The following is a 19,715-nucleotide window of genomic DNA, read 5'->3' as shown; positions in this document are numbered from 1 at the left end:
GCGCGGCGGGGGGCTGGGTCGGCGATCCCCCGGCGCCGGCGTCGGGTCGCCGCCACTGGTCGTCCGGGGTGCTGCCGGAGCTGGGGGTCGTCACGCCGTCCGACGCTACCAACGCACCCGCCCCGCGGCCGGCCGGACGCGGCCGGTTCGGCCGGTTCGGCCGGTTCGGTGCCGGCCGGCTGACGCTCGGCTGCGTTAGTCTTGCCGCTCGTGAGCACCGAGGACCCCGGGGCGCCGGTACGCGGCGACGACGACCGCACGGTCGACCTGAGCGATGACTTCGTGGTGCTGCCCGAGCAGACCGCCGACGACACCGACCGGGGCTGGGGTGAGCGGGCCGGCGGGAACGACGACTGGCTGCTCGCCGAGCGCCCGCCGCACTGGGACTGACGCCGATGCTGGTCACTCGCGTACCAGCAGGGCGAAGCGGCTGCCTTCCGGCTGGCTGACGACGCGCCGCGCCTGGTCGGGCGGGAGCGCCAGGTAGAGCGCCGAGCCGGCGTCGAGGGCGTCGGCACCGACCACGTCGAGCACCAGTGCCCGGGAGGCCAGCAGGGATCCCGAGCCGTCCGCACCTGGCGGCAGCGCGAGCAGGTCGACCCGTGCGCCCGGACGCACCACCGCGAGCGCGGCCGGCTCGGCCAGCCGGACCGGCACGCCGACCGCGCCGCTGGGCAGGGGCAGGGGGGCCGGCCCGCCGTCAGGTGAGCCGGACGACGGCCCGGTGGGCGGTGGACGGGAGCCCGCGAGGCCGGGCGGGCAGCCGGCCGGGGTGTGCAGGACGGCCGCCGCCAGGCCGAGCAGCGCGGCGGCCAGGCCGGCCCGGAGCAGCGTGGCGCGCCGGGGCAGCCGGGGCCGGCGCAGCGGATGCAACGCTCTCGCCGAGACCGCATCGCCGCTCGCCATGGCCGCCTCCCCGCCTGAACCCGGTGCCGTCACGGCACCCGTGGACAGCAGGCTAGGCGGCAGGGGCGCCGGCGGGGTCCACCGCCGGCGGCCTGTGGACAACCGGGCAGCCTGTGGACAACGCCCGCGCGGCAGCGACTTCTGCTACGGGTTGCGGCGACCGATCCGCCACGTCGATGGCGCTCCGGCCGCAGCGGTGGCGCGGTCGGGAGGCGGCGTCGCCTCAGGAGGCGGTGCTGCTCGCCGCCGGGGCCTTGCTGGTCGAGCCGCCGGTGGACGAGCCGGCGGAGCTGGCCGAACCCGAGGAGCCGTTCGACGACGAGCCGCTCGACCCGTTCGACGAACCGGACGTGCCGGCCGAGGAGGTGTCGCTCTTCGCCGGCTTGCTGGCGCCGCTGCTGGCCGTCTCCGAGCCGGACGAGCGGGAGTCGGTGCGGTAGAAGCCCGAGCCCTTGAAGACGATGCCGACGGAGTTGAAGACCTTCCGCAGCCGCCCCTCACACGCCGGGCACTCGGTCAGCGGCTCGTCAGAGAAGGACTGCACCGCCTCGAGCTGGTGGCCGCACGCGGTGCAGGCGTACTGGTACGTGGGCACGTTCTCCTCCGGAATCTGGCACGGCCGGTTGGCACTCGACGTATTCGAGTGCCAATGGTGCGTCATGCGCCCCGGATTCGTCCAGCGGAAGTGTGGGGCGCGACACCTGGCGCGATGCCCGACGCGCCGTCCAGCGTACGCAGACCCTCGGCGGGGGTGACCACCGCGCGTACCGGGCGGTCGTGCGGCTCGGCGGGAACCGCCTCGACCAGCTCACCGTCGTGCAGCGGCACCACGGTGAGCGCCGTCACCGGCACCCGGGCCAGCGCCCGGTCGTACGAGCCGCCGCCACGGCCCAGCCGCAGCCCCCGGCCGTCCACGGCCAGGGCGGGCACCACCACCAGTTCCGCCCCGGCCACCGCGCTGCGGCCCAGCCGCGGCCCGGCCGGCTCCCGCATCCCCCGGCCCGCCGCTACCAGCCCGTCCGGCCCGGTCCAGGCCGCCCAGTCCAGGTCGAGGTCGGCGCGCAGCACCGGCAGCAGCAGCTCACCCCCGGCTGGCAGCGCCGCGGCGAGCACCTCGGGCAGCTCCGGCCCGCCCGGCTCGCTGCCGACCGGCACGTACGCGGTCATCCGGCGCGGACGCAACCGGCGTACCAAGGCGACCAGCTCGGCCTGGACGCGCGCCGCGGCGGCGGCCCGCTGCGCAGCGCTCAGCGCCCGGCGGCGGGCGAGCAGCGCGGCGCGGACATCCCGCTTGGCCACATGTGCCACATCGGCCGCTTGCGCTCCATCAGAAAAATCCGGCACGCAACACTCCTGACGCAACGCCTTCCACCTGGTCGCTCTGTGTCAGCATCGCAGCATCGGCGGAACTTCCGGGGGGACCGAGTGACGCTACGTGGGCGGTTGACCGCAGCCTTCCTGGCGGTGGTGCTCGGCCCGGTGCTGCTCGGAGCGTTCTTCGTCGCCTCGACCGTAGCGTCCGTCGACCGCGGTCGCTCCACCGAGCGCCTCGCCGTGGCGGCGGCGACCGTGCGTACCGCTGTCGACGCCCTCTGCCAGCAGTTGCGTGCCGCCGCCGACGCGGTCGCCCTCACCCCCGACCACGCCTCCGCCGCCGGGCAGGTGGTCAGCCGGGGCCTCGCCGCCGCGGTGCGGGTCACCGACCAGGCCGGCCGGGTCACCTACGCGACGCCGGGCTCGCCGCCGGCCCCGTGGCGGGACTGCGCGGCCGCCACCCCGGCGTTCGGTCCGGTGTCCGCCCTCGCCGTGCGGGTGGACCTGCGCGACCCGGCCGGCGTCGGGTTGGGCGCGGTCGCGGCGGCGCAGCCGGTGGACCCGGCCTTCGTGGCCCGGCTGGCGGCGGTGACCGGCGTGGCGGTCACCCTGCTCGACGGGGCCGCGGCGCCCGCCCGGGTCGCGCACACCACCGAGGCCACCGGGGTACGCGACGCCGTGCTGGCCGCCGCCGGCACGGTCGACGGCGAGGCGGTCACCGAGACCGCCGACGGCCGGTACGTCCGGCGGGTCGGGCCGGCCTCCGGGCAGCCGCTGCCGCTGGTGCTCTCCGTGCCCAGCGATCAGCCACCGGGTCTGCGGGGTGCGCTGGTCGGCGCGGTGCTGCTGGCCGCCCTGCTGGCGGTGGCCGTCGCCTGGCGGCTGGCCCGGGTGACCACCCGGCCGCTGGTGGAGCTGGCCGGCGCGGTGGACCGGGTGGCCGGCGGCGACCTGGGCACCCGGGTCCCGGTGCGCAGCCGCGACGAGATCGGCCGGCTGGCCGGCGCCTTCAACCGGATGACCCGGGAGACCGGCAGCTACGTGGCGGCGCTGACCAGCAGCCGGGACCAGTTGCGCGGGCACCTGGCGGTACTCGGCGACACCCTGGCCAGCACCCACGACCTGCAACGCATCCTGCGGGTCATCCTGCACAGCGCGATCGCGGCGACCGGCGCCCGGGCCGGCGCCGTGCTGCTGCTGGACTCCGCCGGGGTGCTCGTAGCGCAGTGCACGGAAGGGCTGGACGGGCGCCTGCCGGCGGACGACCCGCCCGATGCGGCGCCGTTGCGGGTGCCGGTGGGCGCCGGGGTGGTCGGCACGGTCGCGGCGACCGGCGAGGCCCGGCGGGGCCGGATCGAGCCGTCCGAGGTCCCGGCGGGGGAGCCGCGCTGCCAGACGTACGTCGCGGTGCCGTTCGCCGCGCCCGGCGCCGCACCGGCCGACCCGCCCGGACGCGGCGCGGAGAGCGCGGCCCGCCCCGGCGACCCGGCGGCGCGCCCGGGGGCCGACCCGGCGCCCGAGGCCGGCGCGCTCGGCGTGCTCGCCCTCTACGACCGGCTCGGCGCTGACGAGTTCGACGACGACGACCTGCGCACCCTGCGCACCTTCGCCGGGCACGCGGCGGTGGCGGTGGACAACGTGCGGGTGCACGAGGAGGCGCAACGGCTCTCCCTCACCGACCCGCTCACCGGGTTGTGGAACTACCGCTACCTGCGCGAGTCGATGCGCCGGGAGGTGGAGCGGGCCAACCGGTTCGGCCGGATGCTCAGCGTCCTCGCCCTCGACCTGGACCGGTTCAAGCAGGTCAACGACACCTACGGGCACCCGGCCGGGGACGCCGTGCTGGCCGAGTTCGCCCGCCGGGTGCGCGGCGAGATCCGCGAGGTGGACCTCGCCTTCCGGCAGGGCGGCGAGGAGTTCGTGGTGTTGCTGCCGGAGACCGACGCGCGCGGCGCGGCGATCGTGGCGGACCGGCTCGGCGCGGCGATCCGGGACACGCCGATCGCCGTGCACGGGCACGGCGGCACCCCGGTGACGCTCCGGGTCACCGTGTCGATCGGCATCGCCGTCTACCCCGACCACGGCGCCACCGGGCAGCAGGTGCTGGACGCCGCCGACGACGCCCTCTACACCGCCAAGGACGCCGGTCGGGACACCTGGCGGGTGGTCAACGCGCGCCGTACCCCGCCGGTGCGGGAGATCCCGGTCCCGGCGGCGGCGGTCAGCCCGGCGGACGGGTTCCCCCGGGCCGGCACCGGTCCGGCCCCGCCGGCCAGCGGGGCGGCGCCCGGCGAGCCCGAGCCGTGCGGGGCCGCGCCGGATGCCGCCCGGGCCGGACCGGCCGGCGGCGCGTCTTCCGGGCCACACCCGCCACGGCAGACCCGTGGCCGATAGTCTCGCGACATGTCGGAGCACTCAGCGAAGCCCTCCACGGCGACCGCCGCGACCGGTCGCCCCCGCGCGGTCAAGGCCGTCATCCCGGCCGCCGGTCTGGCCACCCGGTTCCTGCCGGCCACCAAGGCGGTGCCCAAGGAGCTGCTGCCGGTGGTCGACCGGCCGGTGTTGCAGTACATCGTCGAGGAGGCCACCCAGGCCGGCATCACCGACGTCCTGCTGATCACCGGCCGGGGCAAGACGTCGATGGTGGACCACTTCGACCGCCGCCCCGACCTGGAGGCCCGGCTGGAGAAGAAGCCCGACATCCTGGCCGCGGTGCAGCGCCCCAGCGAGCTGGCCGACATCTACACCGTCCGGCAGCCCGAGCAGCTCGGCCTCGGCCACGCCGTCGGGTACGCCGAGTCGCATGTCGGCGACCAGCCCTTCGCGGTGCTGCTCGGCGACGAGTTCGTGAAGCTCGACCAGCCGCTGCTGCCGGCCATGTTGGAGCTCCAGGCCCGCACCGGCGGCGTGGTGCTGGCCTTCTTCGAGGTCGACCCGGCCGAGACGAAGCGGTACGGGATCGCCTCGGTCGAGCCGGCCGAGGCGGAGCTGACCGACATCGGCGAGGTCGTGAAGGTCACCGGCATGGTGGAGAAGCCCAAGCCGGAGGAGGCGCCGAGCAACCTCGCGGTCCTCGGCCGGTACGTGCTCCCCGGCCGGATCTTCGACGCGATCCGGCGTACCGAGCCGGGCAGCGGCGGGGAGATCCAGCTGACCGACGCCATGGAGATCCTGCGCAACGAGGGCGTCCCGGTGCACGCGATCGTCTACCGGGGCACCCGCTACGACACCGGCATGCCGCTGGGCTACCTGCAGACGGTGGTGCAGATCGCCGCCGAGCGGGAGGACCTCGGCGCCGAGTTCCGCAAGTGGCTGGTCGAGTTCGTCAACGCCGACACGGCGGGCGGATCTGGTACATGACAGCGACGGCCGACGCCGAGGCGGCCGCCAACGAGTTGACGCCGCTCGCCGACTACCTGGGCAGTGTGCTGCGCAGGTTACGCGCGCTGCCTCCGCTCGACCTCGACCTCACCCAGGCGCACGGCAACGTCCTCGCCGAGGACGTCGTCGCGCCGCACGCCTTCCCGGCCTTCGACCAGGCGGCCGTGGACGGTTACGCGGCCCGCTGGGAGGACATCGCGGGTGGCGGGCGGGGCGTCGGCTACGTACCCGCCCAGGCCGGGTCGCCGGGCGGCCGGAACGTGCGGCTCAACGTGGTCGGCGACCTCGGCGCGGCCAGCTGGCGGCCGGTCCGGCTCACCCCGGGCTCGTGCTTCTCGGTCGCCGCCGGGGCGCCGCTGCCCATCGCGGCCGACGTGGTGGTCCCGGTGGAGTGGACCGACCAGGGCATGGCCGCCGTCGAGATCTTCCGCGTCCCCAAGCGGGGGTACGGGGTGCGCCGGGCCGGCGAGGAACTGCCCGCCGGGACCCTGCTCGCCCGGGCCGGCACCTACGTCTCGCCGGCCCTGGTCGCGGTCTTCGCCGCCACCGGCATCGGGCACGTGGTAGTCCGGCCCAGCCCCCGGGTGGTGATCGTGGCGACCGGTGACGAACTGGTCGACGTCGGCCGGGGCAGCCAGCCGGGCCAGGTGGTGGACGCCAACTCGCACGCGTTGACCGCCGCCGCGGCCGAGGCGGGCGCGCTGGCGTACCGGGTGGGCATCTGTGACGACGACCCGGAGGGGCTGCGCGGGCTGCTGGAGGACCAGACCCTGCGCGCCGATCTGATCATCACCACCGGCGGCACCGGCACCGGTCCGGGCGACATGGTCCGCCGGATCCTCTCCCGCCGGGAGGGCGGCCGGGCCGGGCCGGTCACCTTCACCGAGGTCGCCCTCTATCCCGGCACCGCGCTCGGCTTCGGCACCGTGGGCGCCGAGGAGGTGCCGGTGGTCTGCCTGCCCGGCGACCCGGGCGCGGCGCTGATCGGCTTCGAGGTGCTGGCCCGCCCCGCGATCAACCTGCTGGCCGGCGCGGAACCGGTGTTCCGGCCCAGCGTCCGGGCGCACCTGCTGGAGACCATCTCCTCCCCGGCCGGGCTGCGCGAGTTCCGGCCGGCGCACGTCGCCGAGCGGCGCGGCGGCGGCTACACGGTGCAGCCGCTCAGCGGCGGGCCGTTCACCCTCTCCGGGCTGGCCGAGGCGAACGGGCTGATGGTGCTCGGCGAGCGGGTCACCACCGCGGCCGCCGGATCCACCGTGGACGTGCTGTTGCTGGATCGACGCCGGTGAGCCTGCGGCGTGCCCTTCCGAGGCCCGCGGTCGCGGGCGTAGGGTCCGCCCGGTGAGTTTCTTCAACCCCGGACGGGCACCCGGCTGGCCGGTGGTGCTGGTGGACGGTCCCGTGCTGCTGCGCCCGTACCGGCGCTCGGACGCGGCCGCCTGGTCGGAGGTGCGTCGCGCCAACCAGGCCTGGCTGTCGCCCTGGGAGTCGTCGCTGCCCGGCAGCTGGGACGAGCTGAACTCGCCGGCCGCGTTCCGCTGGGTGTACCGGGACCAGCGGCGCTCGGCGCGTACCGGCGAGGGGATGCCGTTCGCCGTCTGCCTGCGCGAGGGCGGGCGGGAGCGGCTGGTCGGCCACCTCAACCTGGGCAGCATCGTCCGGCGGGCGTTCTGCTCCGGCTACGTCGGCTACTGGGTGGACTCCAGAGTGGCCGGTCGCGGGGTCATCCCCACCGCGCTGGCGCTCGCCGTCGACCACGCGTTCGGCCCCGGCGGGCTGCACCGGATCGAGGTAAACATCCGGCCGGAGAACCGGCCGTCCCGGCGGGTGGTGGAGAAGCTGGGCTTCCGTGAGGAGGCGTACCACGTGCGCTACATGCACATCGACGGCGCCTGGCGTGACCACATCGGATACGCGATGACCAGCGAGGAGGTCGCCGCCGAGGGCGGCTTGCTGGCCCGCTGGCACCGGATCCGCGCCGGCACGGGGTGAGCCGTCCCACGCACGGGATCGGCGCGGCGCGTCAGCATCTGGGCAGGTGGACCGTAACCTCAAGTAACTGCAAGCTGTGGCAAGCGCTGTCCGCCCGTACGATCCGCGCACCCGAAACCGATCGGCGGAAGATCCTGCGGTCGGCCAACGGTTGCTCCGAACTCGGTGACGGGAGGGGTGAGGGTGCCGACGTCGGTGCTCCTCGCCGTCCTCGCCGCCGCCGGCCTGCTCGCCCTCGCGCCGGCGCTGGTCCGCCGGTACGACGCCACCGAGCGGCTGGTGGCGGAGCGGGCGCAGTCGACGGCGCGGGTGCTCCAGCGCCGCCGGCGGCGTCGTACTGTCCCGGGGCGGCGGCCGGTCAACCCGTCCCGTACCCTTGTCGTCACCCTCAGTGAAAATGCCGCCACGGGTGGGCTGAGCTCCCCGGTCTCCGCGCCGCCGGCGCCCCGCCGGTCGAAGCGGCTGCGCGCCGTCTCGCCCGCGCCGAACCGGTCCCGCCGCCGGCCCCCGCCGCGCCGGCAGCACACCCCGGCCGTCTACCGTCGCCGACGGGTGCTCGCCGCGCTGCTGCTGCTCAACATCGTCGAGCTGATCGGCGTGATCGTGGTCAGCCCCGGCTTCTGGATCAGCTTCTCGGTGACCGCCACCCTGCTGGTCGCGTACGTCGTACACCTGCGCAGCCGGGCGGTGGCCGACCGTCGGCGGCGGCGGGCGCGGGCCCGGGAGGCGGCCTGGCTGGCCGCCCGGCAGGCCGAGGTGCGGCGGGAGCAGGCCCGCCGGGCGGCGGCCCGCCGGGAGGCGCAGCGCCGGCTGGCGGCCCAGCGTGAGGTGGTACGCCGCGCCGCGATGGGCCTGGACCGCCCGGCCGACCTGCCGACGGCGGCCAACGGCGGCTCGGTCTCCTACCGGCGGGCCGGTGGCCTGCGCGGCCGCCCCTACCAGTCCGGCCGCGGCTCCCACTCGGCCTGACCGGTTCGTCCCCGGCACGGTCGGGTCGGCGCGATATGCGCGATGTGGGGGTGTCCCGGCGTCGAGGATGCCCCCAGATCGGCGAACCGGAGTCGATCAAGCGCGCGGTGCGCCGGGGGCGATTCGCGGCGGAGGCCGGCGACCTGTTAGCCTTGTCGCCGGCCCGCCCGGTGTCAGCCGGGTGGGACCTCGCCGGTCCGCCGGCGGAGGGGCTGTGGCGCAGACCGGTAGCGCACCTCGTTCGCATCGAGGGGGTCAGGGGTTCAAATCCCCTCAGCTCCACCCAGTTCAAAGGCCGTTTCCCGTCGTGGGATACGGCCTTTTCGATCTTGCGGGACAGTGAAGTGCAGCAGTCGTCGACCGCAGGGTCGACAGACCTGACCGCGAGCTACTCCGGCAGCGGCACCCGGCGATCCCGGTCGGTCTTGCGCCTGCGGCCGCTACCTCAACGACCCGACCGCCTGGCTCACACCCGGACGAATCAACGCGATGCTGCACTTGGACATCGTCGTTCAGACGGTCGCTCGCGAGGGCGTCGTCAGGCACTTGCCCATGCTGATGTCATCGACGTAAGCGCCGTCGATCAGAAACTCGTCGACGTATCGGCCTTCGACGGCGTAGCCGTGCCGTTCGTAGAGCCGTATGGCGCCGGTGTTGGCCGCCAGGACGCGCAGTCCGACCTTCTTCGCGCCTTGTGAGTCGGCAAGGCGTTCGGCGGCCGAAAGCAGGGCTGAGGCGATACCCGTGCGGCGGGCTTGCTCGGCCACCACCAGGTTCCACAGGCCGAAGACGTGGGCCCCTTCCGGGAACGGGGTCGTCCGGTGGACACTCACGGCGCCGATGATCTGGCCGCCGAGAGCGGCGACCAGGTGGGTCTCGGGCTTGCGTCGGTCGTTGAAGTACGCCGTACGCTCCTCGGCCCGGGTGGAGGGAAGCCCCGACCCGGCGGTCCACGCCGCGCGGTCGAGGGCGAGGAGAGCGGCGTCGTCCTCGGCTGTGGCGGGCCGTACCAAGGGCAGCCAGTCGACGGTGAGCGTGTCCCTGGTCGCGAATCGCAGTAGGTGGCGGGTGATGGTGTCCTCCACCGCCGCGACGTCGTCCGCCGTGCCGGCTTTGACGATCATGTCGAAGTGGCCGGTCGAGGCCACGAACAGGCAGCTGCCGATGCTGAAGCTGATGGACCCACGGTCCTCGTCGAGTTCGGCGGGCACCTTGCGCCCCATGTGGGAGACCAGTTGCTTGATGTAGCGGTGGGGGCGGTCGGTGACGACGCGTGCGGTCGAGTAGAGCATCTGATGCCTTTCCGGCAGTCGTGACTTCTGGAGCTGGTGGGTGTACCGATCAGGCAGCGATGACTGCATCGGTCACCGGGGCGGGGCAGCTGTCCTTTGCGGAACTCTCACGGTCGGAAGAACCACGTAGCGCCGCCTCGATTCGGCGGTTGGTGGTCATGGTCGACGTGACGGCGGTCATGGCGAGGAGGAGGCCGGCGGCGGCGTAGAGCGGGGTGCGTACGTCGTAGGTGGTGGCCAGCCAGCCGCCGAGGAAGGCGCCGAACGGGGCGGCGCACATGGCGAGCATGCGGGAGGTGGAGGCAACCCGGCCCATCAGGTGGGCGGGGACGATCGCCTGTCGGAGGGAGGGGCCGAGCACCATGGTGGCGCCCATGCCGGCCCCGCAGACGGCGAGCGCCAGCCCGGCCAGGTACGGGTTCGGGGCGGCGGCGAGGCCCAGGATGGCGAGTCCCTCGGCTGCGGCCGTGCAGGTGAGCGCGCTGCCCGTGCCCAGTCGTCGGCCGAGGAAGGAGGCGATGCCCGCGCCGAGCAGGCCGCCGGTGGCCTCCGCCGTGAGGAGCAGGCCGAAGCCGAAGGCGCCGATGCCGAGACGCTCGTGCGCGAAGAGGGCGAGGACGGTCCCCACGGCGAGGAAGGCGACGTTCCCGACCGCCGGGCGCAGCGCGAGCCCGAGCAGCAACCGGTCCCGGAAGACGTACGAGGCCCCGGCCCGCGCCTGCCGAAGCAACGACTCACGGGCCTGCGGTACGGGCCGGGGCACGGCGGGCAGCGACCGTACGAGCAGAGCGGAGAGCGCGAACGACAGCGCGTCGGCGAGCAGCGGAACCGACCGCCCGAGCGCGAGCAGCGCACTGCCCGCAGGCGGCCCCGCGAAGCCGGCCGCGGTCGTCTGGGCGCCGCGCAGCCGGGAGTTGGCGCGCTCCAGCAGCGCGGGGTCGCGGCCGAGCAGATCCGGCAGATAGGCCGTGGCGGCGGTGTCGAAGAAGAGCCCGCCGAGGCCGAGCAGGAAGGCGACGGCCGCGAGCAGCGGAATGCTCAGCACGTCGAACGCGGCCGCTGCCGCCGGTATCGCGAGCAGCACCGCACGCGCCGCGTCCACGACCCACATCGTTAGCCGACGGTCCCACCGGTCCACCAGCGCACCGCCGAGCACCCCGAAGAGCAGCCACGGCAGTGTCCCGGCGGCCGTGACGACGGCGAGTGCCATCGGATCCCGGGTCAACGTCAACGCGAGCAGCGGCAGCGCGGCGTGCGACACTCCGTCGCCGAGCGAGGAGATCGTCTGCGCGGTCCACAGCCGTCCGAACCCGGTCGGCAACTTCTGAGCGTCTCAGGTCACTTGGCGTCCCCTCCGGCCTGCTCGCCCCGCGCCGGGTGGAACAGTGCGAAGACGAGCGACGCGTCCGGCAGCGACGGATCCGACAACTCCCGGTACTCGTCCGCCAGCGCCTCCAACCGCGCCCCCAGCTCCGCGAACTGCTCATCGGTGAGCCGCAGGTGAGCCATCCGTACGTGCCGCCCGTCCACCGGCGCTGCCTCCAGGTCCGCCACCGCGTGCCGCATCAGCACGTCCGGCCCTCCCTCGCCCGGATCCGGCAGCACGATCGTCTGCGCGGCCATCGCGTAGTACCGCTCGGTGACCCCCCGCACCTTCCGCGTCCGCACCACCTTCACCAGGCCGGCCCGTTCGAGCAGCCGAATGTGGTAGCTGGAGCTCCCCTTCGCGAGGCCCACCCGTTCGGCGATCTGCGTGATCGTCGCGGGCTCGAAGCGGAGCACGGCCATGATCCGGTGACGCGCGAGGCTGGAGATGGCGCGTAGCTGTTCGGCGGTGGTGACGTGGAACGTCTCAGGAAGATCGTCGGCAGGCATGCGAGCAATGGTCAACAATCCTTGACCATTGCGCAAGGGGTTTCCTGCGGTCTTTCCCACCAAGGTCGGCGGGTCGGCCTCCCCCTCCTCCTCGTTCAAGCCGTCCGGGGCCACGTACGCAGAGCGCCGTCCGGGCATGCCGGGTGTTCGTCCGGGTATCTCCCACCGTGACCTTCTCGATCGCGGCCCGGTGTCCGCGTACCGGCCGGCTCGGGGTGGGCGCCCTGACGGCCCGACCGGCGGTCGGCAAGCTCGTCGCCCACGTCCACTCCGGCGGTGGCGCGGTGGCGACCCAGGCCACCGTCAACCCGTTCCTGGCCTACGACGGCCTGCCGCTGCTCGCCGAGGGCCGCTCGCCGCAGGAGGTGCTGACCGAGCTGCTGGCCCGGGACCCGGGTCGGGAGGTGCGGCAGGTCGGCATGGTCGACTGCCAGGCTCGCTCGCACGCCTTCACCGGTTCGCGTACCAGGGACTGGGCAGGGCACCTCACCGGGCCGGGTTACGCGGTGCAGGGCAACCGTCTGGTGGGCCCGGAGACGCTCGCGGAGATCGTCCGGGTGTTCGCGGACAGCCTGGACCTCGACCTGGCGGAGCGGCTCGTGCTGGCCATCGAGGCCGGTGAGGCGGCCGGCGGTGACCGGCACGGCGCCCGGTCGGCGACCGTGACGGTGATCGGCGACCAGCCGTACCCGCTCTGGGACGTGCGGGTCGACGACGCCGAACATCCGGCGCGGGAGCTGCGCCGGCTGTACGTCGTCTTCAAACAGGAGGTGCTGCCGACCATCCAGGGGCTGCCCACCCGCGACGACCCCATGGGCGAGGCCGCCCGGCGGGCGCTGGGGTAGCCCGCGGACCGCCTGCGGCCGCGTCCGACGACGGGCCTGCGGTGGTGTCGGGCGCATGACGCGGCAGCCACCGCACCCCGCCCACGCACGCCGGACCGGAGTCGGGTTGTCGGCCGGTCGCATGATGGTCGGGTGGACGAGGGCGTGCGGCTGCATCGCAACACGGCGAAGCTGCTTGCCTTCTACCTCTTCATCGTCTTCACCGGGGCCGGCGGCTGGCTGGCGGCGACCTGGGGCGAGGCGCAGGGCCGCTACACCAACACCGGGCCCTTCCGGGTATTTGCGGCTTTCTTCTTCCTCTGCGGCATCGCGGCCCTGGGCAGCCTCCTCTGGTCCTTCTCCATCCACGTCGACGACGACGGGTTGACCCTTCGCCTCCGGGGCGCCACGACCCGGCTGAGCTGGGAATCGGTCGAGTTGCTGACGGTGGAGAAGGCGGGCGAAGGCTGGCAGGACCCCAGGTTGACGATCCGGTTGGTCCCCGGTGCGACGATCCGCGGCCGTATCGCCCGTAAGCAGGACGGGCGGTGCACCTATGACCTGCTCGGCGTGGAGGACTTCAGCCTACCGCCGGAAGACGTCCTGGCGATTCTGCGCCGCTACGGAAAGGATCGCGTGGACGGCCGGGTCTACCTGGGCTTTCGGGAGGCCGTCCGGCGGGTGGCGGTGTTCATGGCCGAACGGGAGCAGGCGACGGGGGACACGGCGGAGCGCGGCGGCGGTGACGGCCCGACGGGTTGATCCCGCGACCGCGGCGGCCCGCACGGCAGGGTTCGATCCCCGCGGTTCGGCGGTCGATCGGTGGCAAGCTGAGGCTTGTGGACAGGGAGCGGGTGACCAGCTGGCTTCGGGCCTACGAGCGGGCATGGCGGACGCCGGGGACCGAGCCGCTCGCCACGATCTTCACCGAGGACGCGAGCTACCAGCAGGGTCCGTACCGGAGCCCGGTCGTCGGTCTGCCGGCCATCGCCCGGATGTGGGAGGGTGAGCGCGCCGGTCCGGACGAGGTGTTCCGGATGACGAGCGAGATCGTCGCGGTCGACGGTGACACGGCGGTGGTGCGGCTGGAGGTCCGCTACGGCGAACCGGTCCACCAGGAGTACCGCGACCTGTGGATCATGCGTTTCGCCGAGGACGGGCGCTGTGGATCGTTCGAGGAGTGGCCGTTCTGGCCGGCGCAGCCGACCGCCTCCCAGGGAAGCTGACGACCTTAGAACGCCGGGTTCGTCTCCGGCCCCGGGCGGTGCGCCAGCCCGTCGAGGACGGCGATCCCGCTCATGACCAACGCGACGGCGAGTGCCGCGGCGATCGGCGGGAGCAGCAGCATGACCGGAGCCACTACGGCCAGCGCCAGTACGCCGAGGGACAGCGCCCGGCAGCGCCGCCCGCTGCGGACCGGCGGGTCGAGGGAGGATCGCCCGACCAGGAAGAGCGCCGGCCCGCCAAAGATGACGGCCAACAGCGCCCAGTCGATCGGCGGGGCCGGGTCCTCGACGACCTGGCCGAAGCCGACGGCGGTGCAGATCACCCCGCCGGCGACGAGCAGCAGCCCGAAGCTCGACCACTCGGAGAGCCGCATCGCCGTCTCCTTGGGACGGTCGGAGGCCGCCGGATCGCGTGACCCGCCGTGGTAGAAGTAGATCCGCCAGAAGGCCACGACGGTCAGGAAGGCGGCGACGAGTACGGCACTCCGTTTGACGGAGAAGCCCGGGAAACCGATGGCCGCGCCGGTTTCCAGCACCACCTCGGCGAGGGCGATCATGAAGAACTGGTTGTACCGCTCGGCCAGGTGGTCGAAGGACGTCGTCGGGTAGTTCGGCCGGGTGGAGCCGAGCCGCGGCGCGGGCCAACTCATCGCAAAGCCGAGGATCTCGATGGCCAGGGCGATGGTCCAGAAGACGCCGCGGCCCAGGCCGCCGCTGATGCCGCCGGCGATCCAGAACACGCCGGACAGCACATGCCAGCTCAGCAGCCGGGCCGGCGCCCGCCAGCGCGAGTCGCCGCGGAGGGCCAGGGTCAGGTAGAGCGGACGGCCCACCTGGATGAGGACGTACGTCACGGAGAAGACGACGCCCCGCTCGCCGAACGCCTGCGGCAACGAGACCGCCAGCACCAGCGTGCCGAACATCGAGGCCAGCAGCAGGATCTGGATGTCCGCGCGGCGTGGGTCGTATGAGCTGCTCATCAGCGCGTTGAGGGACCAGACCATCCACATCGCGGTGAAGAACAGCACCGTCTGGCCCGTCTCCGAGAGGAACGCGTGCCGCAGGAAGGTGAGGTCGTCCGCGACCCGCCCGGCGAGCCGGGCGAGCGCGAACACGTAGACGATGTCGAACAGCAGTTCCAGGACGGTCGCCGAGCGAGGAATGCTGGCATCCCCGAGCCGGCCGGCCCCGGCGTGCGTCAACATGTCCGGCTTGGGCTGATTCGCACCCTCATCGCGGTCAGTTCTACCACGACCCGCCCGCAGCTCGGGCCGACACGGGAAGAGCCGGCGACGGGTCGTGGACGGCGGTCCCGCGACCCGCCTGTCGCCGCCTGCCGCCGGCATCCGACCAGTCCCGCGACCGCCGCCCAGGCCACGCCCGGCGCCCGATCCCGGTCCCGCGACCGCCGCCTACGCCGCCGCCGGTGTCCCGCTCAGCCCCAGTTCTGCGGTGCGGGCTGGCGGGTCGTCGCGTTCAACCGGTTGAAGAAGTTGGTGGTGGCGACCCAGAGCACCACCGCGGCCAACTGCTTCTCGTCGAAGTGGCGCGCCGCCTCCGCCCACACCTCGTCGGAGACCGCGTCGGCCCGGTCGGCGAGCCGGGTCGCGGCCTCGGCGAGCGCGAGCGCCGCCCGCTCGGCGTCGGTGAAGTACGGCGTCTCCCGCCAGGCGGCCACCGCGAACAGCCGTTCCTCGGTCTCGCCGGCCTTGCGGGCACCACGGGCGCCGGAGTCGACGCAGGCGCCGCATCCGTTGATCTGGCTGGCGCGCAGGTGGACAAGCTCCAGCGTGCCGGTGGGGACGCCGGCGGAGTGCGCCGCCTTGTAGAGCAGGTTGATCGCCGTCACCGCGTCCGGGAGCAGTCCTGCGGGGTTCGGCATACGGGCCTGCACGGTCATCTCGTCCGGTCCTTCCTGTTACGCTCGCCGGCGTTCGTCGCCGGGTCGCTCTCGTCCGTCACCGAGATGTCGACAGCGGGACGAGCGGCGTGACGGATGTGACAGCGGTCACGCCAAGGCCGGAACGCCGGCCGGAATTGCGGGGGCGATGAGCGACACCGAACTGCTGGCCCAACGCTTCGAGGAGCAGCGTCCGCGGCTGCGCGCGGTGGCCCGGCGGATGCTCGGCTCCCCGGTCGAGGCGGAGGACGCGGTCCAGGACACCTGGCTGCGGCTCAGCCGGGCCGACGCCGAGGGCATCGACAACCTGCCGGGCTGGCTCACCACCACCGTCGGCCGGGTCTGCCTCGATCGGTTGGGCTCCAGCGCCAGCCGGCACGAACAGCCCGCGGACGTGGCCGCGGACGAACCGGGCCCGGCCGGTCCCGGTGACGTCGACCCGGAGCGGGAGGCGCTGCTGACCGAGTCGGTCGGCCGGGCGCTGGACGTCGTGCTGCGCACCCTCGGCCCCACCGAACGGCTGGTCTTCGTGCTGCACGACATGTTCGCCGTCTCGTTCGACGAACTCGCGCCTGTCGTGGACCGCAGCCCGGCCGCCGTTCGGCAGATCGCCAGTCGGGCCCGCCGCCGGGTGCAGAGCGGACCGCCGGCGCCGGAGATGGACCCGGCCCGGCAGCGCGGCGTCGTCGAGGCGTTCCTCGCCGCGTCCCGGGAGGGGCGCTTCGACGACCTGCTCACCCTGCTCGACCCGCACGTCGTCCTGCGCTCCGACGCGGCAGCCGTCCGCCGGGGCGGGACCGACGAGGCACACGGCTCCACCGTCGTGGCGGCCTTCTTCTCCGGACGGGCGCAGGGCGCCGTGCCGGCGTTCGTCGACGCCGCGCCGGGAGCGGTGGTGGTCCGCGCCGGCCGCGTCCACATCGTGCTCAGCTTCGTGGTCACCGACCGGATCATCGGCATCGAGGTGGTCGCCGATCCCGCGCAGATCGCCGCCCTCGACCTGGCGGTGGGCTGACCGTCTGCCCTGGCCGCCCGCCGGTAGGGGACGCGACCGGCGGGCAGTTGGCCCGGCTCGCCGACGTGCGCGCCCCGATCGCCCGCTTGCCGTACGGGACGGGGGCAAGGGCCAGGGCCGTCTCCCGTGATGGGAGACGGCCCTGGCCGGGTCGGACGCGCCCGACCGGACTTAGCCGGAGAAATCCTCCCGGACGTCCCGGGCGTCCTCCTGGACGTGCTCGCCGGGCTGCTTGCCCCGGATCCGGTCCCGCTGCATCACCCGTTCCGCCTGTGCCCGTTCGTCCTGGTTCATGTCGCCCAGCTGGGCCTTGGCGGGGCCGGCCACCTGCTCGACCCGGTCGTTCGCCCGTTCGAAGCTCATGTCGCCTCCCTGTCCATCCGGACGGATCGCGGGGACTCCGCCCCTCGGACCCGGGTCCCCGCCCGTCGCCGGGGGAAACCCGCCGCAGGCGGCGAACCGCGGGCCAGGGGATCAGCTCCACTTGAGCCGGGCGAGTTCCCCCTTGAACTCGGTGAGCGTGAACGAGCCGCCCTCGCGTGGCATCAACCGCAGCGAGTAGGTCACCTCGCCGGCCTCCCACCACAGCGTCCACCACCGTCCCTCCTGGCCGGTGACGTCACCGTCGCGCGAGCCGACCCGTACCGTGGCGACGGCCTCGGGTCGGGACGTCGCGGCCGTCGGCTGCGCGCTCAGCAGCAGCCCGGAGCCGTTGGGGCCGTTGTAGCCGCGGTGCCAGCCCTCGTCGGTGGACATCCAGTGCGACTCGTACGGGCTCCACCGCTGGTCGGCGGTCAGGTCGGGCAGTTCGCGTTCGTGGTAGACGGGGTGCGGCGTACCGGTGGCGGCGTCGCGCAGCGCGCGGTCGCCGAGCGGCTCCGGCAGCGACACCACCAGCGGTACGGCGCTGCCGCTGGCGGCGCAGTCGACCGACTCGATGACGCGGCCGCGCACCGCGACGACGACCTGAGCGCCGGTCTGCTCGGTGACGGAGCCCCGCGGTTCGTAGAGCTCCGAGCACTTGGCGTCGCCGGGACCGGTGTACACGGTGACCTCGGTGCCGTCCCGGGCCACCAGGGCCGACACCCACGGCACCAGGCCTGCCCCGTCGGGGGTGGCCGCCGCCGTGGTCGGCCGCGCGGGTGTCCCCTCGGCGACGGCGCGCTGGCCGCAACCAGCGGTGAGCCCCAGCACGACGGTGGCCACCGCGGCCAGCACGGCGACGCCTCGGCCGCCCTCACCCGCCGGACGGCCGGGGTGCCTGTCGGGGTACTCGTCGTCGATGCGCATCGCGGCATTCGCCTCCTGTCCGGACGGGAACGGGTGACATCGCGCCGGGCTCCGTCCCGCCCGGCGCGGCGGGCAGCCTCAGTTGTTCCGCAGGCGGTCGGCCAGGTCGGCGGCGAAGGCCAGCACCTGCTCCTCCGTGCTGACCACCCGGGGGAACACCACGATCCCCACCACCAGGTTGCTCACCCGCAGGAACACGCTCCGGTCCCGCAGGTACGCCTCGTCACCGACGCCCGGCAGCCGCCGGGTGCCGGGCGTCAGCCGGCGCAGCAGTTCGGCGGCGGCCTCCGGCGCGTCCTCCCGGCGTGGGGTGGCGACGTAGTAGGAGACGGTGATCGTGGGCACCGGAACGTAGCTCGGATGGTCCGGCGGCAGCAGCAGGTCACAGTTGTTGCGGTCGTCCTGCTGCAGGACGTACGCGGGGCCGAGCAGCCGCACGCTCGGCGCGAGCGTCGCGCAGGCCGCCGGCTCGGCCCGGAACCGACCGTCGTCGTGGAAGCCGCCGGCCAGGTAGGTGATCACCGCCGCGGCCAGCAGGACGGGAACGAGGACGGCCGCGACGAGCAGCGCCCGCCGGCGCGGACGGCGCGCCGAGGGCGCCGGCTGGTCCTGACCGGAGCGGTCACCGAGTGGGGCCTCTCCGACCTGCGGCGGTGGGTGCATGGCCGGGGATCCTAGTCAGTGCGCGCGAGGCGCGGGGGGCCACGGCGACCGCCGGCGCGGACGCGGGCCGAGACGATGCGGTGCCGCCAGCGACGTGGGGGCAGGACGTGCCGCCCCCGGCACCCCGGCCCTGCTTCGGGGCAGCGAGAACCGGCCGACGCCGAGGGCCGGCCCCGATCCGGGCCGGCCCTCCAGGTCGGACGCTCGGGCTACGGCTTCCAGGAGCCGGCGGCCTCGAACTTGTGCTGGTACTCCAGCGCGCCGTTCTTGTCGGCCACGTCGAACACCACGGTGCCGGTCCGCTTGCTGCCGGCCCGCAGGTTGTTACCCGAGCTGAGCGTGTCGCCGCAGCCGGACAGGGCGCTGGCCAGGCCGTTGACAGTGGTGCCGTCGGAGGCCACCCACTCGAAGTAGAACGGGTTGATCGAGCCCTTGCCCTTGGTCACGGTGGCCGTCACGTGCGCGATCAGGTAGAGGCCCTTGTCGGGCTTCGGGGCGTACGAACGGCAGCCCTTGGTCGCGGTGGTGAACTTCGTGACGGTGATCTCGACCGTGCCCTCGTTGTCCGAGAGGACCAGCGTGTCACCGGGCTTCATGTTGAAGGTCTCGCCGTCGGTCTCGCCGCCGGCCGAGGCGCTCGGCGCGCCGCTGGGCAGGCCGGGCGCACCGGTGGTGAGCGGGGTGGGCAGGGCCTCGGCCACCTCGTCGGCGGCCTTGTCCGCGCCGGCGACGATCGCGGCGATGCCGCCGACGCAGCAGAGCAGGGTCAGCACGACCGCCGCGATCGCGATGATCAGGACGGTCTTCTTCTTCTTGCCGCCGTTCGGCGCGACCGGCTGCGGCGCGCCGAGCGGGTAGCCGGGCGCACCGGGCGCCGGCATCCCGTAGGCGCCGGGGACGCCCGAGGTGGGCGGCTGCGGCGCACCGGAGACCGGCGGCGCCCACGGCTGCCCGGGAACCGGCGGCTGGGGCGTACCGGAGACCGGCGGCTGCGGCGCGGCCCACGGCTCGCCGGAGACCGGCGGCTGCGGGGCGCCGGAGACCGGGGGCTGCGGGGCGCCGGAGACC

Annotated in this window: 22 protein-coding genes, 1 tRNA gene and 1 pseudogene; 12 read left to right on the top strand and 12 right to left on the bottom strand. The window is 74.2% G+C overall.

All coding sequences use genetic code 11. The annotated features are described in order from the left end of the window. Positions 1 to 210: 210 nt before the first annotated feature. Positions 211 to 390, top strand: coding sequence for a hypothetical protein (locus DLJ47_RS04610; protein WP_088997268.1), 180 nt, complete (start codon positions 211 to 213; stop codon positions 388 to 390). 12 nt (positions 391 to 402) lie between these two features. Here DLJ47_RS04610 and DLJ47_RS04605 read toward each other — a convergent pair whose 3' ends face one another. Further along, complete coding sequence (locus DLJ47_RS04605; RefSeq protein WP_109898850.1) at positions 403 to 906, bottom strand: flagellar biosynthesis protein FlgA; 504 nt, start codon at positions 904 to 906, stop codon at positions 403 to 405. A gap of 176 nt (positions 907 to 1,082) precedes the next feature. Here DLJ47_RS04605 and DLJ47_RS36610 point away from each other — a divergent pair, with 176 nt between their 5' ends. Further along, positions 1,083 to 1,346 (top strand): hypothetical protein, encoded by a 264-nt coding sequence (locus DLJ47_RS36610; RefSeq protein WP_233257657.1) that lies wholly within the window; start codon positions 1,083 to 1,085, stop codon positions 1,344 to 1,346. Between the two features lie 62 nt (positions 1,347 to 1,408). On the opposite strand, the pseudogene DLJ47_RS36605 reads toward DLJ47_RS36610, so the two are convergent. Then, positions 1,409 to 1,567: pseudogene (locus DLJ47_RS36605) on the bottom strand (FmdB family zinc ribbon protein); the annotation flags it as partial. Beyond that, complete coding sequence (locus tag DLJ47_RS04595) at positions 1,564 to 2,214, bottom strand: 5-formyltetrahydrofolate cyclo-ligase (protein ID WP_446723530.1); 651 nt, start codon at positions 2,212 to 2,214, stop codon at positions 1,564 to 1,566. The pseudogene DLJ47_RS36605 and the gene DLJ47_RS04595, both read right to left, overlap by 4 nt. A gap of 117 nt (positions 2,215 to 2,331) precedes the next feature. Between DLJ47_RS04595 and DLJ47_RS04590 the strand changes: the two genes are divergently transcribed. The 6 genes from DLJ47_RS04590 (at position 2,332) to DLJ47_RS04565 (ending at position 8,844) form a co-directional block, all read left to right on the top strand. After that, positions 2,332 to 4,614, top strand: a complete 2,283-nt coding sequence (locus DLJ47_RS04590) for a GGDEF domain-containing protein (RefSeq protein ID WP_199235699.1) — start codon at positions 2,332 to 2,334, stop codon at positions 4,612 to 4,614. A gap of 9 nt (positions 4,615 to 4,623) precedes the next feature. After that, positions 4,624 to 5,580, top strand: a complete 957-nt coding sequence (locus tag DLJ47_RS04585) for a UTP--glucose-1-phosphate uridylyltransferase (RefSeq protein ID WP_109898848.1) — start codon at positions 4,624 to 4,626, stop codon at positions 5,578 to 5,580. Then, positions 5,577 to 6,890, top strand: a complete 1,314-nt coding sequence (locus tag DLJ47_RS04580; protein WP_109898847.1) for a molybdopterin molybdotransferase MoeA — start codon at positions 5,577 to 5,579, stop codon at positions 6,888 to 6,890. The genes DLJ47_RS04585 and DLJ47_RS04580 overlap by 4 nt, the downstream gene beginning before the upstream one ends. 94 nt (positions 6,891 to 6,984) lie before the next feature. Next, positions 6,985 to 7,593 (top strand): GNAT family N-acetyltransferase, encoded by a 609-nt coding sequence (locus DLJ47_RS04575; protein WP_109898853.1) that lies wholly within the window; start codon positions 6,985 to 6,987, stop codon positions 7,591 to 7,593. Between the two features lie 177 nt (positions 7,594 to 7,770). Further along, entirely contained in the window at positions 7,771 to 8,562 is a 792-nt protein-coding gene (sepX, locus tag DLJ47_RS04570) for a divisome protein SepX/GlpR (RefSeq protein ID WP_199235698.1), read from the top strand. A 208-nt stretch (positions 8,563 to 8,770) separates the two neighbouring features. Continuing rightward, positions 8,771 to 8,844: transfer RNA gene (locus DLJ47_RS04565), tRNA-Ala, on the top strand. A 230-nt stretch (positions 8,845 to 9,074) separates the two neighbouring features. Here the strand turns inward: DLJ47_RS04565 and DLJ47_RS04560 are convergent. Genes DLJ47_RS04560 through DLJ47_RS04550 form a run of 3 tightly spaced genes read right to left on the bottom strand, consistent with a single transcriptional unit; the run spans position 9,075 to position 11,729 of the window. Beyond that, on the bottom strand, positions 9,075 to 9,854 hold the full coding sequence (locus tag DLJ47_RS04560; RefSeq protein ID WP_158289776.1) for a GNAT family N-acetyltransferase: 780 nt from the start codon (positions 9,852 to 9,854) through the stop codon (positions 9,075 to 9,077). 49 nt (positions 9,855 to 9,903) lie between these two features. Then, positions 9,904 to 11,175 carry an MFS transporter gene (locus tag DLJ47_RS04555; protein WP_233257655.1) on the bottom strand — a complete coding sequence of 424 codons (1,272 nt, stop codon included), beginning with the start codon at positions 11,173 to 11,175 and terminating at the stop codon, positions 9,904 to 9,906. Between the two features lie 17 nt (positions 11,176 to 11,192). Further along, positions 11,193 to 11,729 (bottom strand): ArsR/SmtB family transcription factor, encoded by a 537-nt coding sequence (locus DLJ47_RS04550; protein ID WP_109898844.1) that lies wholly within the window; start codon positions 11,727 to 11,729, stop codon positions 11,193 to 11,195. Positions 11,730 to 11,896: 167 nt separating this feature from the next. Between DLJ47_RS04550 and DLJ47_RS04545 the strand changes: the two genes are divergently transcribed. From DLJ47_RS04545 to DLJ47_RS04535, 3 genes are all read left to right on the top strand, one after another. Continuing rightward, entirely contained in the window at positions 11,897 to 12,574 is a 678-nt protein-coding gene (locus DLJ47_RS04545; protein WP_109898843.1) for a DUF1028 domain-containing protein, read from the top strand. A gap of 132 nt (positions 12,575 to 12,706) precedes the next feature. Further along, positions 12,707 to 13,315, top strand: a complete 609-nt coding sequence (locus tag DLJ47_RS04540) for a hypothetical protein (protein ID WP_233257654.1) — start codon at positions 12,707 to 12,709, stop codon at positions 13,313 to 13,315. Positions 13,316 to 13,392: 77 nt separating this feature from the next. Next, positions 13,393 to 13,779 (top strand): YybH family protein, encoded by a 387-nt coding sequence (locus tag DLJ47_RS04535; RefSeq protein WP_109898842.1) that lies wholly within the window; start codon positions 13,393 to 13,395, stop codon positions 13,777 to 13,779. 5 nt (positions 13,780 to 13,784) lie between these two features. Here the strand turns inward: DLJ47_RS04535 and DLJ47_RS04530 are convergent, their stop codons facing one another. Then, positions 13,785 to 14,984, bottom strand: coding sequence for a low temperature requirement protein A (locus DLJ47_RS04530; protein WP_158289775.1), 1,200 nt, complete (start codon positions 14,982 to 14,984; stop codon positions 13,785 to 13,787). A gap of 230 nt (positions 14,985 to 15,214) precedes the next feature. After that, entirely contained in the window at positions 15,215 to 15,679 is a 465-nt protein-coding gene (locus DLJ47_RS04525; protein WP_396775917.1) for a carboxymuconolactone decarboxylase family protein, read from the bottom strand. A gap of 148 nt (positions 15,680 to 15,827) precedes the next feature. Between DLJ47_RS04525 and DLJ47_RS04520 the strand changes: the two genes are divergently transcribed. Then, the gene (locus DLJ47_RS04520; protein WP_109898840.1) at positions 15,828 to 16,694 is read left to right on the top strand and encodes a sigma-70 family RNA polymerase sigma factor; all 867 of its coding nucleotides are present in this window, start codon (positions 15,828 to 15,830) and stop codon (positions 16,692 to 16,694) included. 171 nt (positions 16,695 to 16,865) lie between these two features. Here DLJ47_RS04520 and DLJ47_RS04515 read toward each other — a convergent pair whose 3' ends face one another. From DLJ47_RS04515 to DLJ47_RS04500, 4 genes are all read right to left on the bottom strand, one after another. After that, positions 16,866 to 17,057 carry a general stress protein CsbD gene (locus tag DLJ47_RS04515; protein ID WP_088996134.1) on the bottom strand — a complete coding sequence of 64 codons (192 nt, stop codon included), beginning with the start codon at positions 17,055 to 17,057 and terminating at the stop codon, positions 16,866 to 16,868. A gap of 111 nt (positions 17,058 to 17,168) precedes the next feature. After that, the gene (locus DLJ47_RS04510) at positions 17,169 to 17,984 is read right to left on the bottom strand and encodes a hypothetical protein (RefSeq protein WP_109898839.1); all 816 of its coding nucleotides are present in this window, start codon (positions 17,982 to 17,984) and stop codon (positions 17,169 to 17,171) included. Positions 17,985 to 18,062: 78 nt separating this feature from the next. Then, entirely contained in the window at positions 18,063 to 18,647 is a 585-nt protein-coding gene (locus DLJ47_RS04505; RefSeq protein WP_109898838.1) for a hypothetical protein, read from the bottom strand. Between the two features lie 209 nt (positions 18,648 to 18,856). Continuing rightward, positions 18,857 to 19,715, bottom strand: an 859-nt coding sequence (locus DLJ47_RS04500) for a DUF4352 domain-containing protein (protein WP_109898837.1), incomplete at its 5' end; no start/stop codon positions are given.

The organism is Micromonospora sp. S4605 (assembly GCF_003176715.1).
Lineage (GTDB): Bacteria > Actinomycetota > Actinomycetes > Mycobacteriales > Micromonosporaceae > Micromonospora > Micromonospora echinaurantiaca.
Note: the sequence above shows the minus strand (reverse complement) of the source record. Positions and strands in the feature narration are given on the sequence as shown.

Excerpts from the sequence above, each read along its gene's own strand:
- DLJ47_RS04530 (WP_158289775.1), bottom strand. The coding sequence starts at position 14,984 with ATGTTGACGCACGCCGGGGCCGGCCGGCTCGGGGATGCCAGCATTCCT.
- DLJ47_RS04505 (WP_109898838.1), bottom strand. The coding sequence starts at position 18,647 with ATGCACCCACCGCCGCAGGTCGGAGAGGCCCCACTCGGTGACCGCTCC.
- DLJ47_RS04580 (WP_109898847.1), top strand. The coding sequence starts at position 5,577 with ATGACAGCGACGGCCGACGCCGAGGCGGCCGCCAACGAGTTGACGCCG.
- DLJ47_RS36610 (WP_233257657.1), top strand. The coding sequence starts at position 1,083 with ATGGCGCTCCGGCCGCAGCGGTGGCGCGGTCGGGAGGCGGCGTCGCCT.
- DLJ47_RS04520 (WP_109898840.1), top strand. The coding sequence starts at position 15,828 with ATGAGCGACACCGAACTGCTGGCCCAACGCTTCGAGGAGCAGCGTCCG.
- DLJ47_RS04515 (WP_088996134.1), bottom strand. The coding sequence starts at position 17,057 with ATGAGCTTCGAACGGGCGAACGACCGGGTCGAGCAGGTGGCCGGCCCC.
- DLJ47_RS04605 (WP_109898850.1), bottom strand. The coding sequence starts at position 906 with ATGGCGAGCGGCGATGCGGTCTCGGCGAGAGCGTTGCATCCGCTGCGC.
- DLJ47_RS04585 (WP_109898848.1), top strand. The coding sequence starts at position 4,624 with ATGTCGGAGCACTCAGCGAAGCCCTCCACGGCGACCGCCGCGACCGGT.
- DLJ47_RS04525 (WP_396775917.1), bottom strand. The coding sequence starts at position 15,679 with ATGACCGTGCAGGCCCGTATGCCGAACCCCGCAGGACTGCTCCCGGAC.
- DLJ47_RS04510 (WP_109898839.1), bottom strand. The coding sequence starts at position 17,984 with ATGCGCATCGACGACGAGTACCCCGACAGGCACCCCGGCCGTCCGGCG.
- DLJ47_RS04550 (WP_109898844.1), bottom strand. The coding sequence starts at position 11,729 with ATGCCTGCCGACGATCTTCCTGAGACGTTCCACGTCACCACCGCCGAA.
- DLJ47_RS04560 (WP_158289776.1), bottom strand. The coding sequence starts at position 9,854 with ATGCTCTACTCGACCGCACGCGTCGTCACCGACCGCCCCCACCGCTAC.